Origin of the sequence: Streptomyces sp. NPDC085866, from assembly GCF_044541035.1 — a bacterium.
Classification (GTDB): domain Bacteria; phylum Actinomycetota; class Actinomycetes; order Streptomycetales; family Streptomycetaceae; genus Streptomyces.
Window position 1 is genome coordinate 359,959 of the sequence record NZ_JBITSQ010000007.1, and the last position, 25,242, is coordinate 385,200.

The 25,242-nt window shown below is 72.4% G+C and carries 24 protein-coding genes; 13 read left to right on the top strand and 11 right to left on the bottom strand.

Going from position 1 to position 25,242, the window contains the following annotated elements; all coding sequences use genetic code 11:
• Positions 1 to 78 precede the first annotated feature (78 nt).
• Together ACIF83_RS20140 and ACIF83_RS20145 are read left to right on the top strand one after the other, a co-directional pair.
• A complete protein-coding gene (locus ACIF83_RS20140; protein WP_386577553.1) occupies positions 79 to 531 on the top strand; it encodes a hypothetical protein in 453 nt (150 codons plus the stop codon).
• Between the two features lie 160 nt (positions 532 to 691).
• A complete protein-coding gene (locus ACIF83_RS20145; RefSeq protein WP_393478190.1) occupies positions 692 to 1,672 on the top strand; it encodes a hypothetical protein in 981 nt (326 codons plus the stop codon).
• Between the two features lie 58 nt (positions 1,673 to 1,730).
• Here ACIF83_RS20145 and ACIF83_RS20150 read toward each other — a convergent pair whose 3' ends face one another.
• Positions 1,731 to 5,105, bottom strand: a complete 3,375-nt coding sequence (locus tag ACIF83_RS20150) for a pyruvate carboxylase (protein WP_393478188.1) — start codon at positions 5,103 to 5,105, stop codon at positions 1,731 to 1,733.
• A 330-nt stretch (positions 5,106 to 5,435) separates the two neighbouring features.
• Between ACIF83_RS20150 and ACIF83_RS20155 the strand changes: the two genes are divergently transcribed.
• Complete coding sequence (locus ACIF83_RS20155; protein ID WP_399728576.1) at positions 5,436 to 6,515, top strand: PQQ-dependent sugar dehydrogenase; 1,080 nt, start codon at positions 5,436 to 5,438, stop codon at positions 6,513 to 6,515.
• On the opposite strand, the gene ACIF83_RS20160 is transcribed toward ACIF83_RS20155, so the two are convergent.
• Positions 6,502 to 7,401, bottom strand: a complete 900-nt coding sequence (locus tag ACIF83_RS20160) for a hypothetical protein (RefSeq protein ID WP_393478183.1) — start codon at positions 7,399 to 7,401, stop codon at positions 6,502 to 6,504. The two genes, ACIF83_RS20155 and ACIF83_RS20160, sit on opposite strands and share 14 nt — an antisense overlap.
• 412 nt (positions 7,402 to 7,813) lie before the next feature.
• On the opposite strand from ACIF83_RS20160, the gene ACIF83_RS20165 reads away from it, so the two are divergent.
• From ACIF83_RS20165 to ACIF83_RS20190, 6 genes are all read left to right on the top strand, one after another.
• The gene (locus ACIF83_RS20165; RefSeq protein ID WP_393478182.1) at positions 7,814 to 9,274 is read left to right on the top strand and encodes an ATP-binding protein; all 1,461 of its coding nucleotides are present in this window, start codon (positions 7,814 to 7,816) and stop codon (positions 9,272 to 9,274) included.
• Complete coding sequence (locus tag ACIF83_RS20170) at positions 9,271 to 9,678, top strand: roadblock/LC7 domain-containing protein (protein ID WP_393478179.1); 408 nt, start codon at positions 9,271 to 9,273, stop codon at positions 9,676 to 9,678. Before ACIF83_RS20165 ends, ACIF83_RS20170 begins: the two co-directional genes overlap by 4 nt.
• Complete coding sequence (locus ACIF83_RS20175) at positions 9,675 to 10,022, top strand: DUF742 domain-containing protein (RefSeq protein ID WP_398139901.1); 348 nt, start codon at positions 9,675 to 9,677, stop codon at positions 10,020 to 10,022. Before ACIF83_RS20170 ends, ACIF83_RS20175 begins: the two co-directional genes overlap by 4 nt.
• Before the next feature lie 15 nt (positions 10,023 to 10,037).
• A complete protein-coding gene (locus ACIF83_RS20180; RefSeq protein WP_399728579.1) occupies positions 10,038 to 11,246 on the top strand; it encodes a cytochrome P450 in 1,209 nt (402 codons plus the stop codon).
• Positions 11,247 to 11,352: 106 nt separating this feature from the next.
• The gene (locus ACIF83_RS20185; RefSeq protein ID WP_399728581.1) at positions 11,353 to 12,579 is read left to right on the top strand and encodes a cytochrome P450; all 1,227 of its coding nucleotides are present in this window, start codon (positions 11,353 to 11,355) and stop codon (positions 12,577 to 12,579) included.
• Positions 12,580 to 12,753: 174 nt separating this feature from the next.
• Positions 12,754 to 13,743: an aldo/keto reductase gene (locus tag ACIF83_RS20190; protein ID WP_399728583.1), complete on the top strand. Its 990-nt coding sequence runs from the start codon at positions 12,754 to 12,756 to the stop codon at positions 13,741 to 13,743.
• Here ACIF83_RS20190 and ACIF83_RS20195 read toward each other — a convergent pair.
• Positions 13,740 to 14,339, bottom strand: coding sequence for a hypothetical protein (locus tag ACIF83_RS20195; protein ID WP_393478168.1), 600 nt, complete (start codon positions 14,337 to 14,339; stop codon positions 13,740 to 13,742). The two genes, ACIF83_RS20190 and ACIF83_RS20195, sit on opposite strands and share 4 nt — an antisense overlap.
• Before the next feature lie 356 nt (positions 14,340 to 14,695).
• Between ACIF83_RS20195 and ACIF83_RS20200 the strand changes: the two genes are divergently transcribed.
• Entirely contained in the window at positions 14,696 to 15,853 is a 1,158-nt protein-coding gene (locus tag ACIF83_RS20200) for a PP2C family protein-serine/threonine phosphatase (RefSeq protein WP_399728586.1), read from the top strand.
• A gap of 174 nt (positions 15,854 to 16,027) precedes the next feature.
• Positions 16,028 to 17,095, top strand: coding sequence for a glycerophosphodiester phosphodiesterase family protein (locus tag ACIF83_RS20205; protein WP_399728589.1), 1,068 nt, complete (start codon positions 16,028 to 16,030; stop codon positions 17,093 to 17,095).
• A gap of 65 nt (positions 17,096 to 17,160) precedes the next feature.
• On the opposite strand, the gene ACIF83_RS20210 is transcribed toward ACIF83_RS20205, so the two are convergent.
• The 5 genes from ACIF83_RS20210 to ACIF83_RS20230 form a co-directional block, all read right to left on the bottom strand.
• Entirely contained in the window at positions 17,161 to 17,661 is a 501-nt protein-coding gene (locus ACIF83_RS20210; protein ID WP_399728592.1) for a hypothetical protein, read from the bottom strand.
• A gap of 188 nt (positions 17,662 to 17,849) precedes the next feature.
• Positions 17,850 to 18,323, bottom strand: a complete 474-nt coding sequence (locus ACIF83_RS20215; RefSeq protein WP_399728595.1) for an SRPBCC domain-containing protein — start codon at positions 18,321 to 18,323, stop codon at positions 17,850 to 17,852.
• 94 nt (positions 18,324 to 18,417) lie between these two features.
• Positions 18,418 to 19,233, bottom strand: a complete 816-nt coding sequence (locus ACIF83_RS20220) for an SAM-dependent methyltransferase (RefSeq protein WP_399728598.1) — start codon at positions 19,231 to 19,233, stop codon at positions 18,418 to 18,420.
• 70 nt (positions 19,234 to 19,303) lie between these two features.
• Complete coding sequence (locus ACIF83_RS20225; RefSeq protein WP_094219813.1) at positions 19,304 to 19,516, bottom strand: DUF397 domain-containing protein; 213 nt, start codon at positions 19,514 to 19,516, stop codon at positions 19,304 to 19,306.
• Between the two features lie 26 nt (positions 19,517 to 19,542).
• Positions 19,543 to 20,418: a helix-turn-helix domain-containing protein gene (locus tag ACIF83_RS20230; RefSeq protein ID WP_399728601.1), complete on the bottom strand. Its 876-nt coding sequence runs from the start codon at positions 20,416 to 20,418 to the stop codon at positions 19,543 to 19,545.
• Positions 20,419 to 20,734: 316 nt separating this feature from the next.
• Between ACIF83_RS20230 and ACIF83_RS20235 the strand changes: the two genes are divergently transcribed.
• Positions 20,735 to 21,487: an ATP-binding protein gene (locus tag ACIF83_RS20235; protein ID WP_399728604.1), complete on the top strand. Its 753-nt coding sequence runs from the start codon at positions 20,735 to 20,737 to the stop codon at positions 21,485 to 21,487.
• Positions 21,488 to 21,763: 276 nt separating this feature from the next.
• On the top strand, positions 21,764 to 22,387 hold the full coding sequence (locus ACIF83_RS20240) for a GNAT family N-acetyltransferase (RefSeq protein WP_393478147.1): 624 nt from the start codon (positions 21,764 to 21,766) through the stop codon (positions 22,385 to 22,387).
• A gap of 154 nt (positions 22,388 to 22,541) precedes the next feature.
• On the opposite strand, the gene ACIF83_RS20245 is transcribed toward ACIF83_RS20240, so the two are convergent.
• The 3 genes from ACIF83_RS20245 to ACIF83_RS20255 are packed head-to-tail and all read right to left on the bottom strand — an operon-like array spanning position 22,542 to position 25,070.
• Positions 22,542 to 22,847: an acylphosphatase gene (locus ACIF83_RS20245; protein WP_398139893.1), complete on the bottom strand. Its 306-nt coding sequence runs from the start codon at positions 22,845 to 22,847 to the stop codon at positions 22,542 to 22,544.
• Positions 22,844 to 23,788 (bottom strand): acyl-CoA desaturase, encoded by a 945-nt coding sequence (locus tag ACIF83_RS20250; protein ID WP_393478141.1) that lies wholly within the window; start codon positions 23,786 to 23,788, stop codon positions 22,844 to 22,846. The genes ACIF83_RS20245 and ACIF83_RS20250 overlap by 4 nt, the downstream gene beginning before the upstream one ends.
• Positions 23,789 to 23,816: 28 nt before the next feature.
• Complete coding sequence (locus ACIF83_RS20255) at positions 23,817 to 25,070, bottom strand: beta-ketoacyl-[acyl-carrier-protein] synthase family protein (protein ID WP_399728608.1); 1,254 nt, start codon at positions 25,068 to 25,070, stop codon at positions 23,817 to 23,819.
• Positions 25,071 to 25,242 lie beyond the last annotated feature (172 nt).

Below are 25,242 nucleotides of genomic sequence, written 5' to 3' on the forward strand. Positions count from 1 at the left end.
GCGACTGGTGCAACGGGGCGGACGGTCGTAGCGTCGAGATGCACGCGGTCGGACACGGCACGACGGGTGGGAGCGACCATGCGCGGATCAGTGGTGGGAACGGCGGTCACCCTCGCGGCAGGGGCCCTGCTGACAGCGGCCATGACCACGGCCTCGGCGAGCCCACCCGCCACGGCACCGAAGGCCGATCCCCCGAAGCCCGTACTGGTCGACTGCTTCTGGAACCGCCACGTCCGCCCGGCCGACTTCATCCTGGCCTGCGGCGACGGCAACAGCCGCCTGCTCGGGCTCCACTGGTCGCAGTGGGGCTCGCAAGCGGCGACCGCCGTGGGCCTGAACGCGGTCAACGACTGCAAGCCGTACTGCGCGGCGGGCACCTTCCACTCGTACCGGGTGACCGTCCGGCTGGACCGTCCACGGCCGTGGACGAAGCACCCGGACGTCGAGCACTACACCCGGATGAGCCTCATCTACGAGGGTGCCCGGCCGGAAGGCTTCAAGCAGGTCATGACCTATCCGCTCTGGGACTGACCACCCGCGGCCCGTCACCCGCGCGGGTCGCTCGCGGCGCCATGTCCTGGGCCGCGCGGGCGACCCCGCGGCCCGGCTCCCCTGCCCGGTGACCGGCACCCGGCCATCTTTGTGTGACCCCGCACTCCGGCGCCCCGCGCGCCGTACGAAGAGAGGTCACATGCCCCGACTCCCCCGCCCGGCCGGTGCGGCCGCCGCCGCGCTCGCGCTCGGCCTGATCGCGGCGGCGCCCGCCAGCGGCCACGAGCCGACCTTCACCGATGTCCGCGTCGTCGCCCACTTCGGCCTGGCCGCCGGGCAGACGCCCGAGAACATCGCGCTCGAACCCGACGGCTCCGCCGACCTCACCTTCGCCCTCGCCCGGCAGGTCGCCCACGTGACGCTCGACGGCGACACCCGGATCCTCGCGACCCTGCCGGCCGTGGCCCGTCCGAACACGCCCGTCGTGCGCAGCGCCGTCGTCACCGGCATCGCCCGCGGGTACGACGGCACGCTCTACGTCAACTACGCGACCGGCACCCGGGAGACCGGCATCTGGCGGATCCCGGCCGACGGTGGCGCGCCCCGGCAGATCGCCCAACTGCCGCCGGACGGACTGCCCAACGGCCTGGCTCTCGACGGGCGCGACGGCATGCTCTACGCCGCCGACTCCGCGCTGGGCACCGTCTGGCGCGTCCCCCGGTCGGGCGGCACTCCCACCGTGTGGGCGCGGGGCACACGACTCGACCCACACCCGGTGCCGCCCGGCTCCGGGTACGGCGCCAACGGCATCAAGGTGCACCGCGGCGCGGTGTGGGTGTCCAACAGCGACCGCGGGACGCTGCTACGGTTCCCCTTCGCCCCGGACGGCTCCGCGGGCCCGGTCGAGACTCGGGCCACCGGGCTCGCCGGCATCGACGACTTCACCTTCCCCGGGCACGGGAGCAGCGCGCTGGCCGCACTGAACGGCTCCAGCGAGCTGGTTCTGGCGCGCCGGGACGGCACCCACTCGGTGCTCCTCACCCGTCAGGACGGGCTGTCCAACCCGACCTCGGTGGCCGTACGGGGCCGGACCGTCTACGTGCCCGGCGCAGCGTACTCGACCAGGCGGGACCCCAATCTGCTCCTGGCCCGTCTGCGGCAGCTCTTCGGCCGTCTCTAGCCCGCTGCGCGCTCGCCGCGGCCGGGTGTGGTGTCCCCCGGCCGCGGCGAGCGGTGTCTCAGGCGATCTCGACCAGCAGGTCGCCGCCCTCCACCTGCTGGATCCGGTTGATGGCCAGCCGGGACACCCGGCCCGCCTTGGGCGCGGTGATCGTGGCCTCCATCTTCATCGCCTCGATGGTGGCGACCGTCGCACCGGCCGCGACCTCGTCGCCCTCGGCGACCGCGAGCGTCACCACACCGGCGAACGGCGCCGCCACATGGCCCGGGTTCGCGCGGTCGGCCTTCTCGGTCACCGGCACGTCCGAGGCGGCCGCCCGGTCACGGACCTGGATGGGCCGCAGCTGGCCGTTGAGCGAGGACATCACGGTGCGCATGCCGCGCTCGTCGGCCTCGCCGACCGCCTGCAGCTCGATCAGCAGCCGCACGCCCGGCTCCAGGTCGACTGCGTACTCCTTGGCGGGCCGCAGGCCGTAGAAGAAGGCCTTGCTGTCCAGGACGCTGGTGTCGCCGAAGCTCTGGCGGTGGGTGTCGAACTCGCGGGTCGGACCGGGGAACAGCAGACGGTTCAGGGTCGCCCGGGGCTCCTTCGCCAGCCCGTCGCGGTCCTCGGCGGACAGTTCCGGGGCCGGCTTGGGCTCGCCGCGGCCCTGGAGGGCCTTGGTGCGGAACGGCTCGGGCCAGCCGCCGGGCGGGGTGCCCAGCTCGCCGCGCAGGAAGCCGATGACCGAGTCGGGGATGTCGAACCGGTCGGGGGTCGCCTCGAAGTCCGCCGGGGAGACTCCGGCGCCCACCAGGTGCAGGGCGAGGTCGCCGACCACCTTGGACGACGGGGTGACCTTCACCAGGCGGCCCAGGATGCGGTCGGCGGCGGCGTACATGGCCTCGATGTCCTCGAAGCGGTCGCCGAGGCCGAGGGCGACGGCCTGGGTACGCAGGTTGGAGAGCTGGCCGCCCGGGATCTCGTGGTGGTAGACGCGTCCGGTCGGGGAGGCGAGACCCGCCTCGAACGGGGCGTAGATCTTCCGGACGCCCTCCCAGTACGGCTCCAGGTCGCCGACAGCCTGGAGGTCGAGCCCGGTGGGCCGCTCGGAGTGGTCGGTGGCGGCGACCAGCGCCGACAGCGACGGCTGCGAGGTCGTGCCGGCCATGGAGGCCACCGCCCCGTCCACCGCGTCCGCGCCCGCCTGGATCGCGGCGAGGTAGGTGGCGAGCTGGCCGCCCGCCGTGTCGTGCGTGTGCAGATGGACCGGCAGGTCGAACTCGCGGCGCAGCGCGGACACCAGCTTGGCGGCGGCCGGGGCGCGCAGCAGTCCGGCCATGTCCTTCACGGCGATGACATGGGCGCCGGCCTCGACGATCTGCTCGGCCAGGCGCAGGTAGTAGTCGAGGGTGTACAGCCGCTCGGCGGGGTCGTTGAGGTCGGCCGTGTAGCAGAGCGCGACCTCGGCGATCGCGGTACCGGTCTCGCGTACGGCGTCGATGGCGGGCCGCATCTGGCCGACGTCGTTGAGGGCGTCGAAGATCCGGAAGATGTCGATGCCGGTGGCGGCGGCCTCCTGTACGAAGGCGTCGGTGACCTCGGTGGGGTAGGGGGTGTAGCCGACGGTGTTGCGGCCGCGCAGCAGCATCTGGAGGCAGATGTTGGGGACGGCCTCGCGCAGGGCGGCCAGCCGCTCCCACGGGTCCTCGGCGAGGAAGCGCAGCGCCACGTCGTACGTCGCACCGCCCCAGCACTCCAGGGAGAGCAGTTCGGGCAGGGTGCGGGCGACGACCGGGGCGACGGCGAGCAGGTCCTTGGTGCGTACCCGGGTGGCGAGCAGCGACTGGTGGGCGTCGCGGAAGGTGGTGTCGGTGACGCCGATGGTCGGCGACTCGCGCAGGTGCCGGGCGAAGCCCTCGGGGCCGAGGTCGACCAGTCGCTGCCGGGAGCCGGCCGGAGGCTCGCCTGCGGGCAGCGGCGGCAGCTTGGTGACCGGGTCGAGGAGGTCCGGGCGCTGGCCGTGCGGCTTGTTGACGGTGACGTCGGCGAGGTAGGTGAGCAGCTTGGTGCCGCGGTCGGCGGAGCTGCGGGCGGTGAGCAGGTGCGGGCGCTGCTCGATGAAGGAGGTGGTGACCCGGCCGGCCTGGAAGTCGGGGTCGTCCAGGACCGCCTGCAGGAACGGGATGTTGGTGGCCACACCGCGGATGCGGAACTCGGCGACGGCACGCCGGGCGCGCCCGATGGCGGCCCTGAAGTCACGGCCCCGGCAGGTCAGTTTGACCAGCATCGAGTCGAAGTGCGCGCTGATCTCCGTACCCGCGTGGGTGGTGCCGCCGTCGAGGCGGATGCCGGAGCCGCCGGGCGAGCGGTAGGCGCTGATCCGGCCGGTGTCCGGGCGGAAGCCGTTGGCCGGGTCCTCGGTGGTGATCCGGCACTGCAGGGCGGCGCCGCGCAGGGTGACGGTGTCCTGGGACAGGCCGAGGTCGGCGAGGGTCTGGCCGGAGGCGATGCGCAGCTGGGCCTGGACCAGGTCGACGTCGGTGACCTCCTCGGTGACCGTGTGTTCGACCTGGATGCGCGGGTTCATCTCGATGAAGACGTGGTTGCCGTCACGGTCGAGGAGGAACTCGACGGTGCCCGCGTTGCGGTAGCCGATCTCGCGGGCGAAGCGCACGGCGTCGTCGCAGATCCGGTCCCGGAGCGCCGGGTCGAGGTTGGGTGCGGGCGCCAGTTCGATGACCTTCTGGTGGCGGCGCTGCAGCGAGCAGTCTCGCTCGAAGAGGTGAATGACGTTGCCCTCGCCGTCGGCGAGGATCTGCACCTCGATGTGGCGCGGGTCCACGACGGCCTTCTCCAGGAAGACGGTCGGGTCGCCGAACGCGGACGCGGCCTCGCGGGACGCGGCCTCGATGGACTCGCGCAGCTGGGCGGGCTCCTCCACCCGGCGCATGCCGCGCCCGCCGCCGCCCGCGACCGCCTTGACGAAGACGGGGAAGCCGATCTCCTCGGCGGCGCGGACGAGTTCGTCGACGTCGGTGGAGGGCTCGGACGAGCCCAGTACGGGTACGCCCGCCGCCCGGGCCGCGGCGACCGCGCGGGCCTTGTTGCCGGTCAGCTCCAGCGTGTGCGCGCTCGGCCCGACGAACGTGATGCCCGCCTCCTCGCAGGCGCGGGCGAGTTCGGGGTTCTCGGACAGGAATCCGTAACCCGGGTAGACGGCGTCGGCGCCCGCCCGGCGTGCGGCGCCCACGATCTCCTCGACGGAGAGATAGGCCCGCACGGGATGTCCCGGTTCGCCGATCTCATACGCTTCGTCGGCCTTCAGCCGGTGCAGCGAGTTGCGGTCCTCGTGCGGGAACACGGCGACCGTGCGCGCGCCGAGTTCATAGCCCGCCCGGAACGCGCGGATCGCGATCTCTCCACGGTTGGCGACCAGCACCTTGCGGAACATCCTGGATTCCCTTCAGCTGCCTGCCGGCGACGAACACCATGGTGTCAGCCATGCCTTGCCGTACGTCGCGGCAACATTAGGGGTTGCCCGCACGTGTCGAAGTGCGAAAAGCGTCACATTGACGTGGTCCGGACATGCCAGTGAGGGCCTGCCTCCCTCAGCAGGATGGGTCAGTCCAGGTGGCTCCTGTCTCGACGAGCGCCCAATACTCCTCGAAGGGACGCGGTTCCCTCCCCCCACGGCAGGAAAGGCAACCAGATGTCACGTCGGGCACGTCGGGCGCTGTATCGAGTCCGTCCGGGTATACCCGCTCTGACCGCCGTCACGGCGATGGCGGCCGCGGCCCTGCTCCAGTCGCCGGTCGCGGCCGCGCAGTCCGCCCCCCGCGGTGGGGACGCCTGGCGCGGCGCGTCCCAGGAGGGCGGTGGCCCGTCGGGCATCAGCACTCTGGCCGACAAGTTGACGAATCCCTGGGGCATCTCCTTCCTGCCGAAGACGAAGAACGCGCTGGTGACGGAGCGCTACACGTCCGCGGTGTGGCTCGTGAAGTCCGACGGCTCCAAGAAGAAGGTGGGCACGGTACCGAACACGGTCCGGCCGGACCCGGGCCCCGCGATGGCGGACGGCGGGCTGCTGGGCGTGGCCCCCTCACCGACCTGGAACGGCACGACGGACAAGGACGTGTTCTTCGTCCACACGGTCGCCGACGGCACCCGGGTCGTGAAGATGCGCTTCGACGGCACCTCGCTCAGCGGCTACACCGTCGTGCTCAGCGGCATCAAGAGAGGCGGGGACCACAACGGCGGCACGATCGCCTTCGGCCCCGACGGATACCTGTACGTCACCACCGGCGACGCTCATCACAGCAGCCTGGCGCAGGACAAGAACTCCCTCAACGGGAAGATCCTGCGCATCACCAAGAGCGGTGCCGCGGCACCCGGCAACCCCTTCGGCAACCGCGTGTACAGCTATGGCCTGCGCAACCCCGAGGGCCTCGCGTGGGACGCCCGGGGCAGGCTGTGGGCGGCCGACATCGGCCATACCAAGTGGGACGAGCTCAACCTCCTCTCGAAAGGCGGGAACTACGGCTGGCCCACCTGTGAGGGACCCTGCTCCACCGCGGGAACGACCAACCCGAAGATGGTCTGGAAGCCGGAGGACGGGGGCGTGCCCGCCCAGGTCGCGATCGTCGACAACGCCATCTACGTCACCACGCTGCTCGGGAAGCGACTGTGGCGGTTGCCGATCGACGCGAGCGGCGTGGGCATCGGCCCCGCGACGTCCTACTACAACGGTGCCTACGGCCGGCTGCGCGCACTGGCCAAGGTGCCGGGCGCCGACCGGCTGTGGCTGGGCACGAGCGGCAACGGCACGGGCAAGGACCGCATCCTCAAGGTCACCATCGGCTGACATCGGCTCCGGGCACGCCGCCGGCCCGGCGCTCGAGGGCGGTCACGTCGGCCTCGGGGGCGGGATGCGCCGACCGGGGGTGGTCCGGACGCGTGGGAACCGGTACCGGCACGGCTTCCGACGGAGCGGGCTCGGTGGTCCGCGTCGCCGGCCATGAGCCCACGAAGGACCGCAGCCGCTCCCGGCGGCGTGGCAGGAGGCTCAGCACGATCGAGGCGCCCACCGCGATCAGGTGCTCGCGTCCGGCGAGGTTCGGCACCGCGACGGACTCCCACACCATCGAGCCGCCGGTCAGCGTGAACATCACGGGTGCGCGCCGGACGACCGCCAGATAGGTGAACAGGCCCACCACGGCCACCGACGGCCCGGTGTCGAGCACCTTGCCGCACGCGGGCGGCAGTCCGAACCCCCACCAGCCCGGGCCGAGCGCGATCATCAGGCGGGCGGTGAGCGTGCCCACCAGGGTGGTGCCGTAGGCGAGCGCCAGGGTCCGGGCCCGGCCGAGCGTCAGCTCGGCGAGGGCGAAGGCGAGGAACAGCTGGATGATGCCCGCCCACACCGGCAGATCGAGCGCCGGGACGTACAGCGACACGGGGGTGCGCAACAGGGACAGCCACAACGGCAGGTCGGCCTTGACGCCGCCGAACCGCTCGACCCACAGCGCTCCGGTGGGGTGCTGCGCGACGTCGTGGCAGAAGATGACGCCGAACGCGGCGACGAACGCCAGTAACAGCCCGGACGGCCCACGCCGGGCGAGCAGGCCCACCGGGTCGACGACGACGGCGTGCCACTCCCCCCGCAGCCTGCGCCAGGTGAACCGGGCCAGGCGCGCGAGCGCGGCACGGACCTGGTCCGCGCGCCCGGCGGTGCTCCCGTCAGTGCTCATGAGGCACGGCAGCCCATCGCCCCTCGGTCCCCGTCACCCGCATCGCCCCCTCCACCCCGCTCCCCGCTCCCCGCACCCCGCACCCCGGCCATGCGGGAATTTTGCCCGCATTCAACCTGTTTCAGCCGCATCGCACTGATGTGCGATTCCCCCCCTCTTTGCCTGAGCCGCCCCGTTCCGGACGCTCCCAGTTCAGCGAGCCCGGGGCCGGGGCAGGCGCCCGTACTGCCTCGAGACACGCGGCGCCCGGGTCAACGCACAGGTTCGACCGCCCACTTCGTGGAAACACACCTGAACCTTCCAGATTCGATCACCAACTCTCGTATAGTGACCGCCAGTTCACTCTCGATAGTCGCTCCGCTACCCGCCCGCCCCTGCTCGCCCCCTCTGCCGCGAGGACCACACCGGACCGATGACCGTGCCCACGCATCCCGGCGAACGACCTTCCCTCCGTACGCTCACCGCCGCCCTCGCCGTGTCCGGTGCGCTCTCGGCGCTCGTGGTCCTCGCGGCCGTGTCGGCCGCACCGGACTCGATGCGCGCGCCGCTGGCCTGGGGTGGGGGTACGGCGGCGGTCGTGCTCTGTGCCGCCGTGGCCACGGCGGCACACTCCGGGCACACCGCGCGCGGCACCCGGCGCAGGCTGGACAGCGCCACCCGGGAGATCGGCCGACTTCTGCAGCAACAGGCCCGCACGAGCGAGGAGAACCGTCGGGAACAGCAGCGGCTCATCGACGAGATGGCCGCGCAGCAGGAGGAGTTCACGGCCGATCGGACCCGGCTCACCCAGGAGGGCGCGCAGGAGCTCGACCGGGTCCGCGGCGAGAACACCCGGCTGGCCGAGGACTTGCGGCAGGCTCGGCGCGAGCGGGCCGCGGCGATCTCCGCGACCGCCGGCGCGGCAGCCCGGATGCAGGCCCTCGCCACGGCGACCCTCGCCGATCTGCGGGCGATGGAGGACCGGCACACCGACGAGGACGTCCTGGCCGACCTCCTCCACCTGGACCACCGTACGGCCCAGGCCGGCCGGCTCGCCGACTCCGTCGCCGTCCTCTCCGGGGCGCGGTCGGGGCGCAGGTGGGCGCGGCCCATAGGGATGGAGTCCCTGCTGCGCGGCGCGCTGGGCCGGATCGCCGGCTACCAGCGGGTGCGCGTCCACTCGGTCAGCGAGACCGCCGTCGCCGGACACGCGGCCGAGGGCGTGATGCACGCGCTCGCCGAACTCCTCGACAACGCGGCGAAGTTCTCGCCGCCGACGGCCGAAGTACATGTCTACGTCGAGGAGGTGGCGGCCGGCGTGCTCGTGTCCGTGGAGGACAGCGGCCTGGTGATGGGGGACGTGCAGCTGCGCCGGGCCGACCGGGCGGTCGCCGGTGACGTCTCGGAGCTGGGCGGCCTCACGGGGACCCGGCTCGGGCTCGCCGTGGTCGGCCGGCTGGCCCGCAAGCACGGCCTGAAGGTGTCGTTCCGGCCGTCTGCGCGCGGCGGCACCGGCGTGCTGATGCTCATCCCGCAGGAGATCCTCGTCGGCCCCGCCACGCGTCCGGACGCCGGACGGCCGGCCGAGCCGACCGTCACCGCCGGACCCTCCCCGGTCCACGAGTCCCCCGCGCCTCCCACGGGTGAGGACCAGACCGGGCTGCCCAGACGGAGCCGCGGCCGCACCCTCGCCGAGGCCGAACGGTCCCGCCCGGCGCCCCCGAGCATCGCGCCACGCCCCGCACCGGGCACCGACGAGGCCAGGACCCGGGCCACCCGCTTCAGCACCTTCCGTCAGGCCGTCCGCCCCGCTCCCGGGTCGGACGACGAGCCCGAGCACAGCTCCCCCTGCTCCCACCCGCACGCGCACCCGGAAGGCGACGCCACCTCATGAACGGCCCGAGCACCGCCGACGAGACGCTCACCTGGCTCCTGGAGGGACTGCTGGAGAGGACACCGGGGACGCGGCACGCGCTCGTGCTGTCCCGGGACGGGTTAAGGCTGTGCCGGTCGCCGGAGTTGAGCCCGGACCAGGCCGACCAGCTCGCCGCGATCGCCGCCGGGATCCAGTCGTTGTCGCGCGGGGCGTCGGCCGAGTTCGGTGACGGCGGCGGAGGTGTGCGCTCGGCGATGACCGAGTTCCACGGGGGCGTACTGTTCATCGTCGAGGCGGGCGCGGGCGCCCACCTGGCCGTCGTGACGACGGAGGAAGCGGACCCCGGGGTCGTCGGGCACCACATGACCGAACTGGTCGAGCAGCTCGCTGAGCACTTGACCGCTCGGCCCCGTACGTCATGAGCCGGCCCGGCAGGGACGATGCGCCCGACCGTCTCTACACCCTCACCCAGGGACGCAGCCGGACCGGCCCCGACAACCCCTTCGACCTGGTCACGCTGGTCGTCGCGGAGTCGGAGCCGATGGCCGGCATGCAGTCGGAGCACGCGGCGATCCTGCGGATGACCGAGTTCCCCGCGTCGGTGGTCGAGATCGCCGCCGAGCTGCGCCTGCCCGTCGGCATCACCAAGGTGCTGCTGTGCGACCTGCTGGCGGCGGGCCGAGTCAGCGCCCGTCATCCGCGCCCGCCGGCCGTCACCGACCCCGACATCCTGGAGCAGGTGATCGTTGCACTCCGCAACCTCTGATCAACAGGAGCTCGCGTGATCCCCGACGCCGTCCCCCTGACCGGCCCCCTCTTCCAGACCGAACCGGCCCGCCTGTACCGGGAGATGCGGCGCGAGCACGGCGCTGTGGTCCCCGTACTGCTCGACGGCGGCGTGCCGGCCTGGCTGGTGCTCGGGTACCGCGAACTGCACCAGGTGACCGGCGATCCGGTGCTGTTCAGCCGGGACTCCGAGCTGTGGAACCAGTGGCCGAACATCCCGGACGACTGGCCGCTGCTGCCGATGATCGGCCACCGGCAGCCGTCGATCCTCTACACCGTCGGCGAACGGCACCGGCAGCGCGCCGCGATGGTCGGCGACGCGCTGGAGGCGGTGGACCCCTCCGAACTGCGGGGCCACGCCGAGCGGTTCGCGGACGAGCTGATCGACGCGGTCTGCGCCACGGGCGCGACCGACCTGGTCACGCACTACGCGATGCTGCTGCCGGTACGGGTCCTCGCCCACCTGTTCGGCTTCCCGGACCAGGACGGTCCGGGTCTGGTCACCGCCCTCAACGACATGATCGACGGACGCGAACGGGCCCTCGCCGGCCAGGACCATCTGGCCGCCTCCATGCGGCAGTTGCTCACCGACCGCAGGAAGGAGCCGGCCGACGACGTGGTCTCCCGGATGCTCGCCGACGAGGGCGGCTTCACCGACGAGGAGATCGTGCAGGACCTGATGGTGATGATGGCGGCCGGGCACCAGCCGGCCGCCGACTGGATCGGCAACTCGCTCCGGCTGATGCTCACCGACGACCGGTTCGCCGCCTCCCTTTTCGGCGGGCAGGGCAGCGTCGCCGAGGCGATGAACGAGGTGCTGTGGGAGGACACACCCACGCAGAACGTGGCCGGCCGCTGGGCCGCCCGCGACACCCACCTCGGCGGCCGCCCGCTCCGGGCCGGCGATCTGCTCCTGCTCGGGCTGCAGGGCGCCAACTCCGATCCCCAGGTCCGCACCGACGCCTCGGCGCTGACCGGCGGGAACGGCGCGCACTTCTCGTTCGGCCACGGCGAGCACCGCTGCCCGTTCCCCGCGCAGGAGATCGCCGAGGTGATCGCGCGCACCGGCATCGAGGTCGTACTGGACCGGCTCCCCGACATCGACCTGGCGGTGCCCGCCGAGTCCCTCACCCGCCGGCCCTCGCCCTGGCTCAGGGGACTGACCGAGCTGCCCGTCCGGTTCACGCCCGTACCCGCCCTCTGATCCCGCGTCGCCCGCCGATCCGCCGATCCGCCGATCCGCCGGGATCCGGGGGTGTCTGCCGGACCGGCGCGGTACCCCCGACCCCTGCCCCGGGAGGCACGCCACGATGACGACCGAGACCGACCACGCCCGGATCGCCCTCGACCCCTTCGTCACCGACCTGGACGGCGAGAGCGCGGCGCTGCGTGCGGCCGGCCCGCTCGCCGCCGTGGAACTGCCGGGCGGCGTCCCGGTGTGGGCCGTCACCCACCACGCCGAGGCCAAGGCGCTGCTCACCGACCCACGCCTGGTGAAGGACATCGAGGTATGGGGGGCCTGGCAGCGCGGCGAGATCCCGGCGGACTGGCCGCTGATCGGCCTCGCCAACCCGGGCCGTTCCATGCTCACCGTGGACGGCGCCGACCACCGTCGCCTGCGCACGCTGGTCGCGCAGGCGCTCACCCCGCGCCGGGTGGAGCGCATGCGGGAGCGGATCGAGAAGCTCACCCAGGACCTGCTCGACGCGCTGCCCGCCGGTGAGGAGGTCGTGGACCTCAAGGCGGCCTTCGCCCATCCGCTGCCCATGTACGTCGTCGCCGCCCTGATGGGGCTCGACGAGGCGCGGCTGCCCCGCCTGCAGGTGCTGTTCGAGAGGTTCTTCTCCACGCAGACCCCGCCCGAGCAGGTCGTCGCGACCCTCACCGAGCTGGCGGGGATCATGGCGGAGACGGTGGAGGCGAAGCGGGCCGAGCCGGGCGACGATCTGACCAGCGCCCTGATCCTCGCCTCCGAGGACGGCGACCACCTCTCGGACGAGGAGATCGTCTCCACCCTCCAGCTGATGGTCGCAGCGGGGCACGAGACGACCATCTCCCTGATCGTGAACGCCGTCGTCAACCTCTCCGCCCACCCCTCCCAGCGGGCCCTGGTGCTGTCCGGGCAGGCGGACTGGGCGGCGGTGATCGAGGAGACGCTGCGTCATTCGACCCCGACCTCGCACGTCCTGATCCGCTTCGCGACCGAGGACGTGCCGGTGGGTGACAAGGTGCTCCCGGCCGGGGACGCGCTGATCGTGTCGTACGGGGCGATCGGCCGCGACGAGAACGCGCACGGCCCGAGCGCCGGGGAGTTCGACCTCACGCGAGAGACGAGGAACCGTCACATCTCCTTCGGGCACGGCCCGCACGTGTGCCCCGGCGCTGCGCTGTCCCGGCTGGAGGCGGGCGTGGCCCTGCCCGCGCTGTACGCCCGATTCCCCGCCCTGGAACTGGAGGTGCCGGCGTCCGAGTTGCGCAACAAGCCGGTCGTCACCCAGAACGACCTGTTCGAGCTGCCGGTCCGGCTGAACGGCTGAGTTGACTTCGAGTGTGCTCCAAGTCATAGCGTCGCAGACATCCCGGCACGCGAAGGTCACGTCGCCCGGCCTCCCCCACGGGATGCCGGGTGAGGGAATCCGTCGCTAGATGGATGAGGGCCTCCGTGCCGTACGGAACGACGACCAAGTGTGCAGGAAAGGCTGGGACACCTCATGCGACAGCGCAGTCTGCGGGATCTCCAGGTATCGGCCATCGGCCTCGGGTGCATGGGCATGTCGGCCTTCTACGGCACCACGGACCAGGACGAGGGCATCGCGACCATCCGGCGCGCCCTGGAGCTCGGCATCGGCTTCCTCGACACCGCGCAGCTCTACGGCCCGCTCACCAACGAGTCGCTGGTCGGCGAGGCGGTCCGGGGACACCGCGACGAGTACGTCATCGCCACCAAGTTCAACTACCGGATGGACAACGCCGTACCGGGGGACATGAGCACGGTGGGCCGGCAGGACGGCTCGGCCGAGCACGTCCGCAGCTCGATCCACGGCTCGCTGGAGCGGCTCGGTACGGACTACATCGACCTCTACTACCAGCACCGGGTCGACCCGGACGTGCCCATCGAGGAGACGGTCGGCGCCCTGGCGGAGCTGGTCGCCGAGGGCAAGGTGCGGCACATCGGACTGAGCGAGGCGAGCGCGGACACCATCCGGCGCGCCCACGCCGTCCACCCGATCACCGCCGTGCAGACCGAGTACTCGCTGTGGACGCGGGACCCCGAGGCCGAGGTGCTGCCGACCTGCCGTGAACTCGGCATCGGCTTCGTCCCGTACTCCCCGCTCGGCCGCGGCTTCCTCGCCGGCCGTTTCTCCTCCCCCACCGAGCTGGACGAGAACGACTACCGGCGCACCAACCCCCGCTTCACGGACACCAACTTCGAGGCGAACCTCCGGCTGGCCGGGAAGGTGAAGGAGATCGCCGCGGAGAAGGACGTGACGCCCGCGCAGCTGGCCATCGCCTGGGTGCTGGCCCAGGGCGATGACCTGGTCCCGATCCCGGGCACCAAGCGCCGTACCTACCTGGAGCAGAACGCGGCCGCGACCGACATCGAGCTGTCCAAGGAGGACCTCGCCCGCATCGACGCCGAACTGCCCGAGGCGGCGGGCGCGCGCTACGACGAGGCCGGGATGCGCTCGGTGAACCGCTAGCCGACCCGGCCGGGGTCGTCCCTGCCGCCGCGGCGCCTGGCGTAGGCGACGGTCAGGACGGCGAGCAGGGGACCCCACAGGATCAGGGGCGCGTAGCAGAGGTAGAAGGAGACGGCCTCCCAGCCACCTGCCTGGCTGGGGAAGTCGTCGGGCAGCTTCCCGCCCCGGATCGTCCGGCCCATGATCTGGGTGGTGAGGGTCAGGACCGTCCACAGCAGAGTCAGGACGATGGCGCCGAGCGCGGCCGGGACCACGGCCGCGCTCACCGGGACCCTCCGGCCGCGCAGGTACGGCACCCACCTCGGGAACACCTCGCCCCAGCGGGCGATCAACCCGAACGCGGTGAACGCGACGGCCTCGGAGAAGAGCGACAGGAACACGATGTAGACCCGCTCCCCGATCCCGATACCGGGGTCGAACGCGGCCGGAAGGCGCCACAGGCCTGCGGGCAGGACGGTCAGCGGCACGGCGCGGGCGACGAGCCGCATCCTCCGGGAGACCCCCTCGACTGGCTCGTGGGCCGCCCGCCACGCGGCACGGAGGCGTCCCGGGCGGCGGGCTGTGGCTGATGCGGGCGCGGTCGGCGGCGAGTGCATGCGTGGTCCTCGGCGTCGGGGGCCCGGCGGGCCCGTCCGCTACCGAAGATCGCAGCGGGGGCACCCGTCACGCATCGCGCTGCGGGCCGAGCCTCCCTCCGCCGCGCGGCGGACGAGCACGTCGGGCCCGAGGACGAGGGAGCGGTCCGCCGCTGCGGACCGGCCGTGCGGGGCGGTCGACGGGCCGCGACGAGGTGGTTCATCGGCCACCTTTGCGTCGGGCTGCAGCGCCTCGCACGGCGCGAACGTGTTCTCCGTGGCGCACGCCCGCCGGGCCGTGGGCATGCCACCGTCGTGACGTCCTGTTCCCGCTCTTCCACGTGCCGTGCGGCTCGTCCGGGAGCACGCTGGTAGGCATGAGGCTCCGGCAGAGGGGCGCGGGTGTGCAGCAATCGTGGCAGTCGACGCATGCGCTGCTGCTGCTCCCCATCGTGCTCATCGTGGTGATCACGGTGGTGGACATCCGCTCCCCCGAGAGCATTCATCTGGGCCCGGCCCTGGTCATCGCCCCGGCGCTCACGCCGTCGTTCGCCGGGCCCCGGACCACGGCGTTCGTGGGGGCGCTGGCCCTGGCCGCCCAGACGCTGATCGCCTTCCTCCACGGCGGGATCGCCACCTCGAACCACGTCGTACAACTCGTCACCCTCGCGGTGCTCTCGGTGATGTGCGTGGTCTACAGCGCGGTCCGCGAGCGCCGCCAGGCCCAGCTGGCGCAGGTGCGCACGGTCGCCGAGGCCGCGCAGCACGTGCTGATGTGGCCACTGCCCGAGCACATAGGTCCGCTGCGCATCGCCTCCCTGTACCTGGCCGCCGAGGACGAGGCACAGATCGGCGGCGACCTGTACGCGGTTACCCGCTGCGACGGCGCGGTGCGGGTGCTGATCGGCGACGTACGGGGCAAGGGGCTGCCGGCCATCGGGGAAGCGGCCCTGCTGCTCGGCGCGTTCCGGGAGAGCGCGCACCGGCACGTGGCGCTGGCGGACCTGGCCGCCGGTCTCGACCAGAGCATCAGCCGCTACGCCACCGAGCTGGAGACGGAGGAGGAGGCGGGTGAGCGCTTCGCCACCGCCCTGCTGGTGGAGATCCCGGACCAGGATCCGGTCACCGTGATGACCAGCTGCGGCCATCCCCCACCGCTGCTGCTGAGCCCGGGGCACGCGGTCTCGGTACCGAGCCTGCACCCGTCGCCGCCCCTCGGCGTGCACGGGGCCGCCGATCACACGCTGGACGTGTTCTCCTTCGAACCCGGTGACACGCTGCTGCTGTACACCGACGGTGTGGTGGAGGCCCGGGACGCGCGCGGGCGGTTCTATCCGCTGGCGGAGCGGGTCGCGCGCTGGACGGACGACAGTCCGGAGGCGCTGATGCACCATGTGCGGCGCGACCTGCTCGCCCACGTGGGCGGCCGGCTGGACGACGACGCCGCCCTCATCGCGCTGCACCGCACGCCCGTCGACCGCCGCCACCACCACCACGGACGCGAGGGCGCACGGCTGCTGGCCCATGGCTCCTAGAAGCCCTTGACGCTCCGCTCCGGGACGTTCGCGCGACTGTTCGCCCACGGGCCCGGCCGAGGTGTCGGTGCCGCGCACGTTCAACAGCCTTTGCGTCAATGTTCAGTTCCGGAGGTGGTCCGCCCCGGCCGGTCGTTGCGAGAATCCCGGGCGCCCCGAGAACAGGGAGTTCCGATGTCCGTACGACACCTGCTCGCCGGCCTCGCCCTGCTGCCGGCGCTGGCGCTCGCGTTCCCCGCCGCCGCGCAGGCGGCCCGGGCCACCCCGCCGCTCACACGCTTCGACCTCCAGGCCCACCGCGGCGGCATCGGCATGACCACCGAGGAGTCGCTGGAGGGCTTCGGCAAGGCGATGCGGCTCGGGGTGTCCACGCTGGAGCTGGACACCCACGTCACCAAGGACCTGAAGGTGGTCGTCAACCACGACCGGCAGATCAACGGCGTCAAGTGCCGCGACACGGGCCCGGCCACGCCCGGCGACCCGATGTACCCGTACGTCGGCAAGTACATCAAGGAACTGACGCTCACTCAGATCAAGACCCTGGACTGCGGCTACCGGCAACTGCCCGGCTTCCCCGATCAGGAGGTCGTCAAGGGCTTCCGGATGGTCGAGCTGAAGGACGTGCTGGACCTGGTCAAGAGCTACCAGGCCAGGCAGGTGAAGCTGAACATCGAGACCAAGGTGGAGGCGGGCGCGCCCGAACAGACCGCGCCGCGCGAGGTGTTCGTCCGCCGGGTGCACGAGGAGATCCACCGCTCCGGCATCGAGCGGCAGGTCACCATCCAGTCGTTCGACTGGGGCGCGCTGAAGCTGATGCACCGGCTGGCGCCGCGTCGGCCGCTGGTGGCGCTGACGAACTACGATTTCCTTCAGGTGGGTCGGCCGGGCGCGTCCCCGTGGCTCGGCGGGATCGACGCCGACGACTACGGCGGTGACTTCGTGAGGGCGGCCGCCACCGTCCCCGGGGTCACGACCCTCTCCCCCAACTACGGCTTCCCGCAGAGCGGGAAGGTCGGCGACCCCGGCTTCCGCTTCTACTCGGACGCGGCCATGGTCGCGGAGGCGCACGCCCGCGGCCTGAAGGTGGTCCCCTGGACCTGTGACGACCCGGCGACGGTGGAGGCGCTGATGGACTTCGGCGTCGACGGGATCATCACCGACTACCCCGACCACGTGCGGCAGATCATGGCCGACCGCGGGATGCGACTGCCCCGGCCGTACCATCCGCACGGCCGGTCCTGACAGGCCCGGAAAGCCGCGAGCCCCGCCCCGAGTGGGGGCGGGGCGGGACTGCGCCCGTCAGCCGGTCAGCGGGCCGGCTTGAGGTCGGTGATCTTCAGGGTCGTCAGGTCGGACCGGACGTCGATCCTGGTGACCTCGGCGTGGGGACCGTCGCCCCAGGTGAGGGTGACCCTGCTGGTGGCGTGGCCCGCGCCGGAGCCGGTGTAGGCGACCTTCCACTTCACCGGCACGTTCTGCGCGAACAGGATGCCGTCGGCGTGGTTCTTCCTCTCGTACGCGGCGACCTTCTTCTGGGCGGCGGAGGACAGGTAGAAGGCCCGCAGAGCCTTGGCGTCGGGACCGGCCGCCGGGTCCTCGGTGGCCCAGACGGAGTCGATGTACGCGCCGTAGAAGTCGGCCACGTGCTGGGTGACGTTGCGCGGGTCGCCCTGGGCGGAGGACACGGCGGCGGCACGCGGGGCGTGGCCGGCGCCGGAGCCGGCCAGGGCGGGCGTCACGGCGGCCAGGGAGAGCCCGGCGGTGAGGGCGACTGCGGTCAGGAGGGTCTTGCGTCGACTTACGGACATCTTTCTCGTTCCCCCGGTTTCTTCGCGACCGGACCGATCCCGGCCGTCGACGGACTTTAAGACCGCATTTCCCTCCGCCCGGTTCCGCTTCTCCGGAACTTCCTTCCCCGCATTTTCGGGTGTCTGACACGTCGGCAAAGGTTGTGCCGAATTCCGGACCGATTTGCCGGTCTTTTGGCCAGATCCCTTCAGGGCGTCGGGTGATTCCGCTCCTCGACCAGCCGGGCGAGGTGGTCGAGGGCCATCCGGGTGCCGAGTTCGTTGTCCTCGCGGGGGATGTCGTCCGGGATGCCCTCGTGCAGGATCTCGACTTCCGTCGCACCGTCCGTCTCGGTGAGCGTCGTCGTCATGGTCATGGTGCCGCGCAGGCTCTCGTCGTCCGTCTCGAACGCGAAGACCTCGACGACCCGGACGCCGGGGACGAGTCTCGCGAAGTACCCGCGGTAGGTGTCCGTGTGCCCACCGGACTTGCCGGGGCCGCGCGGGTCGTCGTAGGTGAGCGAGACCCGGAAGGCACCGCCCTCGCGGGCCGCGAAGGTGTGGACGCGGGCAGTCATGTTCTCGGGGACCCGCCAGGCGGCGAGGGCGTCCGGGTCGACCAGTGCCCGGTAGACGGCCTCCGCCGGCGCCTGCACACGCCGGGTGACTCGCGTGGCGTACATGGCCTCACGCTACCGGCCGGGGCGCGGCCCGGCCCGTCGTACGACACGAACGGGGCCGGGGTCCGGGAGGTGGGTCGGACCCCGGCCCCGGGTCTCACGGCTTGCGGGCCACCGCGCCGTACATCGCGATGTCCTCGTCACGGATGTCCTTCTCACCGGTGCCGTCGGGGTGCCACTTGTGCACCTGGACGATGTCTGGTTCGACCAGGTCCAGGCCCTCGAAGAACTCGTGGGACTCGTCGATGGTGCGCAGCCGCATCGGCATGTTGCGGGCCGCGTACTCGCGGGCGACCCGGCCCACCTCGTCGGGCGCGAACTCCGCGGTGCCGATGGACATCGCCAGGTAGCTACCCGACGGCAGCGGCTCCAGCAGCCTGCGGACGACGCCGACCGCGTCGTGCTCGTCCAGCATGAAGTGGACGATCGCGATGACGGTGAGGGCGACAGGCTTGTTCAGGTCGAGGGTGTCGCGCAGTTCCGGGGCCTGGAGGATGGCGGCCGGGTCGCGGAAGTCGGCCTCGACGTACGAGGTCCGGCCCTCGGGTGCGCTGGCCAGCAGGCCCTGCGAGAGGGTGAGGACGATCGGGTCGTTGTCGACGTAGACGACCCGGGACTCGGGGGCCACCGCCTGCGCGATCTCGTGCAGGTTGGGCGAGGTCGGGATGCCGGTGCCGATGTCCAGGAACTGGCGCATGCCCGCCTTCTCGGCGAGCCAGCGCACGGCACGGTTCATGAAGTCGCGGTTGGCGCGCATGTGGACCGGGAGGGCGGGCCACTCCCGGGACATGGCGTCGCCCGCCTCCTGGTCGGCGGGGTAGTAGTCCTTTCCGCCGAGGATGTAGTCGTAGATGCGGGCGGAGTGGGCGTTCTCGGTGTCGATGCGGTCGGCCGGCCATCCGTTGTCGGGCAACGCCGTGTCTCCCATTCGGGTCGGGGGGTGTGGAACTTGCGTCAAAAGGGGTGCGTCACAACAGGCACGGTCACAGCAGGAAGTCGGCGTCCCCCTCCTTCACTCCGGTCAGGAAGCTCGACATCTCGTGGGACGTGAACACCAGCGCCGGACCGTCGGGGTCGGTGGACTGGCGTACGGCGACACGTCCGTCGGCGAGCCTCTTCACTTCCACGCAGGCGCCGCCGGCGTCGTCGCTCCACGGCTTGGTCCAGCCGCGGGCACCCAGCTGCCGGGCCGGCATGCCGTTGCGTATGGGAGGGTGCACGGTTACAGCTCCTTGCGAATCGCGCCGAGCACGGTCTCGGTCTTCCTGGCGGGCGCCGCCTGGGCACCCAGCCGGTCCAGGGCCTCGCGGTACACCACGACGTCGCCGCCCTTGTCGAGGTAGACGGCCCCGACCAGGCCGTTGAGGTAGACGATGTCGGGCAGTTCGCGGGCCCGGAACCGGAAGAGGTGGTACGCGCCCGCCCGCATCGCCGGATGCGGGCCGCTGGCGAACGGCATGAGCTGCAGGGTGACATGGGGCAGCCGGTTGACCTCGATGAGATGGTCGATCTGGGCGCGCATCACCTCGGGCCCGCCGACCGGCCAGCGCAGCACGGTCTCGTCCATGACGACCCACAGCCGCGGCGGCCCCTCCCGGGCCAGCAGTTCCTGCCGGCGCATGCGCAGCGCGACCCGGCGTTCGGTGGCCTCGGCCGGGGCGTGCGGATTGCCGGCGCCGAGCAGGGCGCGCGCGTAGGCCTCGGTCTGCAGCAGGCCGTGCACGAACTGGTTCTCGTAGGCCCGGATCTGCAGCGCCGCCTGCTCCAGGCTGAGGTAGGCGGCGAACCAGTCGGGCATGACGTCGCGGTAGGTGTGCCACCAGCCGCGTTTGTTGGCCTCCCGCACCGACTGCAGGAAGGTGTCGATCTCCTGCTGGTCCGTCACGCCGTACACCTGGAGGAGCTTCTCGGCGTCCGCGAGGCGCAGCCGGGCGACCTTGGCGGCCTCCATGCGACGGATGGTCGAGTGACTGACGCCGATCGCCGCGCCCGCCTGCTCGTAGGTCAGGCCGGCCCGGGTCCGCAGCCCCTCGAGCTGTCGGCCGAGGATCATGCGCAGAACGGAAGGGGCGCCGCCCCAGTCGGTCTCCGCGGTCACGCCCACCCCCTCACACGGGTTTCAGGGTCACCGTCTCACGCGATCGCTTTCCCGAACCCATTCGATCATTTCTTGCCTGAAGCAGCATGCACTTGGCTTCTTGCAATTTTCAACTTGCATGTTGCGAGGGGTTGTTGACAGGTGACACAGTGGACTCACTGCTCCGGCTGACCGAAGGAGCGGGCGGCGCAGTCCAGTTGGGGGAGACGGGGCTGCACCACGGCCTCATGGGAGGCGGTGTGCGTCGTCCGACCCCTGGACGGCCGACCCTCCGACACCGCCCCCCGACGCGAGGCCGGACGAAAGGCGTACGGCGATGGCTCCGCCCTCCTCCCTCCCCCAACCGCTCCACCGGCTGCCCGAGCACCACAACCCGATCCCCGGCAAGTCGGCCGCGAGTCCGTCCCCACTGCGGCTGCCCCCGATCGGCCTTCCGCTCCGCATACCCGACGCCACGGAGCCCGCGCACCGGCCCGCGGAGGCCGCCGGCACCCCAAGACCACCCGGAGGCGAGCACCCGGGTCGACTCCCTGGGCCCAAGAGCCCCGACCCGCTCGCCTCCGGGGCCGTAACTCCCGGACCCACGGCCGCCTTCGAACTGCCGGCCCTGCCCGCGGCGGTCGGCACGGCCCGCCGCGTGCTGCGCGACCTGCTGACCGCATGGGGCGTCGCCGAACCCGTCCGGGACGACGCGGTCCTCGTCGCCTCGGAGCTGGTCACCAACGCGCTGGTGCACGCGGCCGGCGAACGGATCGTGTGCCGGATGCGCAGTACCGCGGACCGGGTCCGTCTCGAGGTCGAGGACCAGAACCGGGGTGCCGCCCGCCCTGTCCAACGGCAGTCCGGACCCGACGACCAGAACGGACGCGGGCTCTTCCTGGTCGACGCGCTGAGCGCCGACTGGGGCGTGACGCTCTCGCCCGACCGGCCCGCGCGGATCGTCTGGGCCGACCTGACGACCGCACCCGAACCCCCGGCCGACCCCGCACCACCCGCACCCCTCCCCCGGACCATCCCCCACTCGTCCGAAGGAACTCCGCCCCATGCCCCGGCCGACCCCTGTCCCTGATCTGCCCGCCGACCCCTCCTGGACCCGGACGCGCCCGAAACCGGGTCCCGACGGCCCGGCCGAACGCCATCAGCCGTAAGGAGCCGTACGCCCTCAGCCGTGAGCCATCGGCCGGCGGCAGCCACCCCCACCCGATTCCTCGGTAGATTCACCCCGATGCGAGCCGTTCGCATCCGTCGGCGGGCCCGGCTCCCCGTAAGGGTCCGGACCGTCCGCCACGCAGCGGTTCCATCGGGGGGTTCCATGGTCTGGTCGCTCGTCCGCCGGAGCCGGGCCGTGTCCGGGCTCCCCGTGCCCGGGCGGTGCGAGCCCGGCCGGCACGTCCTGGCCACCGAGCGGCTGTTGCTGTTCACGCCCCGGACCCACCTCGACGTGGCCGCGGCGCTCGCCGCCAGCGCTGACGCCGAGGCCCAGCGGTGGCTCGGCAACCATGCCGACCGGATCGCGCCCGACCCCGGCACCCGGCGCGCCCTGCTGGAGTGGCGGCCCGCCGGGGACGACGGCCGCCGCGTTCCGCGCCTACTGGCGAAGCCCTTCACCCCCGACCCCGACATCCCGGTGTTCCTCGTCTGTGTGCGCAGGGCCGACCTCAGCTACGCCGGCGGACTGCAACTGGAACACCACACAGGCGAGGTGGGCGGCTGGCTGGCACCGCGCTGCCGCGGGCAGGGCCTGGGCGCGGAGTTGTTCCGGGCCGGGGCGCTGCTCGCGCACACGCACTTCGGCCTGGCCCGGGCCCGGGCGGGCGCGGAGACCGGGAACACCGCGAGCCGCCGGGCCCTGACCCGGGCGGGCTTCGTCCCGGACGAGGGCCCGCCCCGACACATCCTGCCCGACGGGCGCGTGATCGAGTCCGTCTGGGTCCGACACGACGCCTCGGCGGCCACCCGCTGCGCCTGACCGTCCGCCTACGACACCGACGCCACGCCCCCCTTCGGACACACGCTGCGGATGCCGCGCCGAAGGGGAGCGTCATGGCCGACGCCGCGCCCACCCCCGGGTCGGCTCGGCTCCGAGCAGCTCGCCGGTCCCGTTCGGCCCGGCCACCAGGGGTCTAGTCGGCGCGGGGCTCGTCGCCCGGCGGTGCGTCGGGCAGTACCTGGAAGCCGGACAGACCCTCGGGCTCCTCGGCCACGCCCGTACAGTGGGTCACCTGGGCCGTCGGTGGACCCTCTGCCGCCCAGCGGGCCAGCTCGGCGACGTCGTCGGGCCGCCCCTCGAAGACGGCTTCCACGTCGCCGTTGTAGAGATTGCGCACCCAGCCCGCCACGCCCCGTTCCTCGGCGAACCGACGGCACGTGTCGCGGTAGAACACACCCTGGACGCGGCCGCTGACGTGCACGTGCTGCCGTACGGTCATCCCTGTGGGCTCCCCTTCTCGCGCCGGCGCGCGGTGATGCGGCGCCGCTCCGGCCAGCGGACCTCGTAGGCCCAGCCGAGGCGCTCGAACCAGCGGATCAGTCGGGCGCTGGCGTCGAGCTGGCCGGTGAGCACGCCGTGCCGGGCACTGGTGGGGTCGGCGTGGTGGAGGTTGTGCCAGGACTCGCCGAAGGACAGTGGGGCCAGCCACCACACGTTGCCCGAGCGGTCCCGGCTGCGGAAGGGACGGGAACCGGTCGCGTGGCAGATGGAGTTGATGGACCAGGTGACGTGGTGGACGAGGCAGATCCGCACCAGCCCGGCCCAGAAGAACGCGCTGAGCGCCCCCTGCCAGGACCGGGTCAGCACCGCGCCGAGCACGGCGGGCAGGGCGACGGAGGCCAGGACCACGAGTCCGAAGCGCCTGGAGATCAGCATCAGCGTGCGGTCGCGGACCAGGTCGGGTGCGTAGGTGCGGGGCGAGGCGTGCTCGGTCTCGAAGAGCCAGCCCAGGTGGGCGTAGAGCATGCCCTTGGCCAGGGCGCGGGGTGAGCGGCCGTACCGCCAGGGCGAGTGCGGGTCCCCGTCGCGGTCGGAGAAGCGGTGGTGCTTGCGGTGGTCGGCCACCCACGTGAGCAGTGGACCCTGTACGGCGAGGCTGCCGGCCAGCGCGAGGGCGATCCTGAGCGGCCGCCTGGCCTTGAAGGAACCATGGGTGAAGTGCCGGTGGAAGCCGACGGTGATGCCGAGTCCGCTGACGAGGTAGAAGACGACGGCGAGCACCAGGTCCGTGGGGCTCAGACCGTGCCGCCAGGCCAACGGCACGGCGGCGAGGAGCGCCAGGAACGGGACGGCGACGAACACGCCGATCATGAGCTGCTCGCCGCTGGGCCAGGACCGCGCTCTGCCGGTCAGCGGGGTGGATTGCGAGAACTCCGACAACAGGGGGACCTTTCGTGCGGAGTGGCTGCTAGTCGACGGCGGTGAAGGCGAGCACGGCGTTCTGGCCGCCGAAGCCGAAGGAGCTGCTGACGGCAGCTCGTATCCGGTGCGGGCGGGGCGCCTTGGCGACGACGTCGAGGTCCATCGCCGGGTCGAGGGTGTCCAGGTTGGCGGTGGGCGGGATCAGCTGGTGGCGCAGGGTGAGCACGGTGCAGGCCGCCTCGATGGCGCCGGCGCCGCCGAGGGCGTGCCCGATGGTGCCCTTGACGGCGGTGACGGGCGGGGGCCGGCGGAAGACCTGGTACAGCGCGTTGTGCTCGGCCGTGTCGCCCTGCGGGGTGGAGGTGCCGTGCGCGTTGACGTGGTCGACGTCCTCGGGGGCCAGGCCGGCGTCGGTGAGGGCGCCGCGGATGGCGCGGGCGGCGCCGTCGCCGTCCGGGTGCGGGGCGGTGAAGTGGTGGGCGTCGCAGGAGGCGCCGAACCCGGAGAGCAGTGCCGCGGGCCGGGCGCTGCGGGCGCGGGCGTCCTCCACGCGTTCCAGGACGAGCACGCCGGCGCCCTCGCCGAGGACGAAACCGTCGCGGTCGCGGTCGAACGGCCGCGAGGCCTCGTGCGGGCTGTCGGCGCGGCGGGACAGGGCGCGCATCTGGGCGAAGCAGGCCGCGGTCATCCGCAGCCGGGCGGACTCGCTGCCCCCGGCGAGGACAAGATCGCAGGCACCGGACAGCAGCCAGTCACGGGCCAGTCCGAGCGCGCTGGTGCCGGAGGCGCAGGCGGTGCTCACGACCATGTTGGGGCCCTGCGCACCGAGGTCGAGGGCGATCTCGGCGGCAGCCATGTTGGGCACGCTGCGCGGCAGCGCGAGCGGCGAGACGCGCTCCGGGGTGCTGTGGGCGAGCCGGTCGAACTCGGCCTGCCAGCCCTGCATGGACCCGGTGCCGACCCCCATCACGACGCCGACGCGGGCCCCGTCCCAGCCGCCGGGTGTGAGCCGGGCGTCGGCGACCGCCTCCCGGGCGGCGAGCAGCGCGAAGGTGGTGAAGCGGTCCAGGCGGCGGCTGAGCCGGTGCCCGAGCAGTCCGGCCGTGTCGAGGTCGGGCACCCGGCAGGAGAAGGCCACGGGCAGCCCATCGAGGCCGGGGTCGGCGACCGCGGTGGACTGTCCGGCGCACAGGCCCTCCCACGCCGCGTCGCGGCCGATCCCGGCCGGTGTGACCAGTCCCAGTCCGGTGACGGCCACAGGGGCGCGTCGTGCCGGGACGCGTGCTTTCACGAGCTGCATGAAGCGTGATTATCCGCGCCGAAAGCGGCTGTTCCGGGCTACGACAACTCGTTCGGCCCAGGACGGCGGCCGCTACCACCCGGATGTGCGAACGTCGCTGACGAACGGTCACTCCCAGCGTCCGCACCGCACACGACCAGGCGTCGGCGAGGGCGGTCTCCAGGTCGTCCAG

What these genes read in the sequence shown, in the direction of transcription:
- ACIF83_RS20140 (WP_386577553.1), top strand. Translation starts at nt 79, where the DNA reads ATGCGCGGATCAGTGGTGGGAACGGCGGTCACCCTCGCGGCAGGGGCC.
- ACIF83_RS20145 (WP_393478190.1), top strand. Translation starts at nt 692, where the DNA reads ATGCCCCGACTCCCCCGCCCGGCCGGTGCGGCCGCCGCCGCGCTCGCG.
- ACIF83_RS20150 (WP_393478188.1), bottom strand. Translation starts at nt 5,105, where the DNA reads ATGTTCCGCAAGGTGCTGGTCGCCAACCGTGGAGAGATCGCGATCCGC.
- ACIF83_RS20155 (WP_399728576.1), top strand. Translation starts at nt 5,436, where the DNA reads ATGGCGGCCGCGGCCCTGCTCCAGTCGCCGGTCGCGGCCGCGCAGTCC.
- ACIF83_RS20160 (WP_393478183.1), bottom strand. Translation starts at nt 7,401, where the DNA reads ATGAGCACTGACGGGAGCACCGCCGGGCGCGCGGACCAGGTCCGTGCC.
- ACIF83_RS20165 (WP_393478182.1), top strand. Translation starts at nt 7,814, where the DNA reads ATGACCGTGCCCACGCATCCCGGCGAACGACCTTCCCTCCGTACGCTC.
- ACIF83_RS20170 (WP_393478179.1), top strand. Translation starts at nt 9,271, where the DNA reads ATGAACGGCCCGAGCACCGCCGACGAGACGCTCACCTGGCTCCTGGAG.
- ACIF83_RS20175 (WP_398139901.1), top strand. Translation starts at nt 9,675, where the DNA reads ATGAGCCGGCCCGGCAGGGACGATGCGCCCGACCGTCTCTACACCCTC.
- ACIF83_RS20185 (WP_399728581.1), top strand. Translation starts at nt 11,353, where the DNA reads ATGACGACCGAGACCGACCACGCCCGGATCGCCCTCGACCCCTTCGTC.
- ACIF83_RS20190 (WP_399728583.1), top strand. Translation starts at nt 12,754, where the DNA reads ATGCGACAGCGCAGTCTGCGGGATCTCCAGGTATCGGCCATCGGCCTC.
- ACIF83_RS20195 (WP_393478168.1), bottom strand. Translation starts at nt 14,339, where the DNA reads ATGCACTCGCCGCCGACCGCGCCCGCATCAGCCACAGCCCGCCGCCCG.
- ACIF83_RS20200 (WP_399728586.1), top strand. Translation starts at nt 14,696, where the DNA reads ATGAGGCTCCGGCAGAGGGGCGCGGGTGTGCAGCAATCGTGGCAGTCG.
- ACIF83_RS20205 (WP_399728589.1), top strand. Translation starts at nt 16,028, where the DNA reads ATGTCCGTACGACACCTGCTCGCCGGCCTCGCCCTGCTGCCGGCGCTG.
- ACIF83_RS20210 (WP_399728592.1), bottom strand. Translation starts at nt 17,661, where the DNA reads ATGTCCGTAAGTCGACGCAAGACCCTCCTGACCGCAGTCGCCCTCACC.
- ACIF83_RS20215 (WP_399728595.1), bottom strand. Translation starts at nt 18,323, where the DNA reads ATGTACGCCACGCGAGTCACCCGGCGTGTGCAGGCGCCGGCGGAGGCC.
- ACIF83_RS20225 (WP_094219813.1), bottom strand. Translation starts at nt 19,516, where the DNA reads ATGCCGGCCCGGCAGCTGGGTGCCCGCGGCTGGACCAAGCCGTGGAGC.
- ACIF83_RS20235 (WP_399728604.1), top strand. Translation starts at nt 20,735, where the DNA reads ATGGCTCCGCCCTCCTCCCTCCCCCAACCGCTCCACCGGCTGCCCGAG.
- ACIF83_RS20245 (WP_398139893.1), bottom strand. Translation starts at nt 22,847, where the DNA reads ATGACCGTACGGCAGCACGTGCACGTCAGCGGCCGCGTCCAGGGTGTG.
- ACIF83_RS20255 (WP_399728608.1), bottom strand. Translation starts at nt 25,070, where the DNA reads ATGCAGCTCGTGAAAGCACGCGTCCCGGCACGACGCGCCCCTGTGGCC.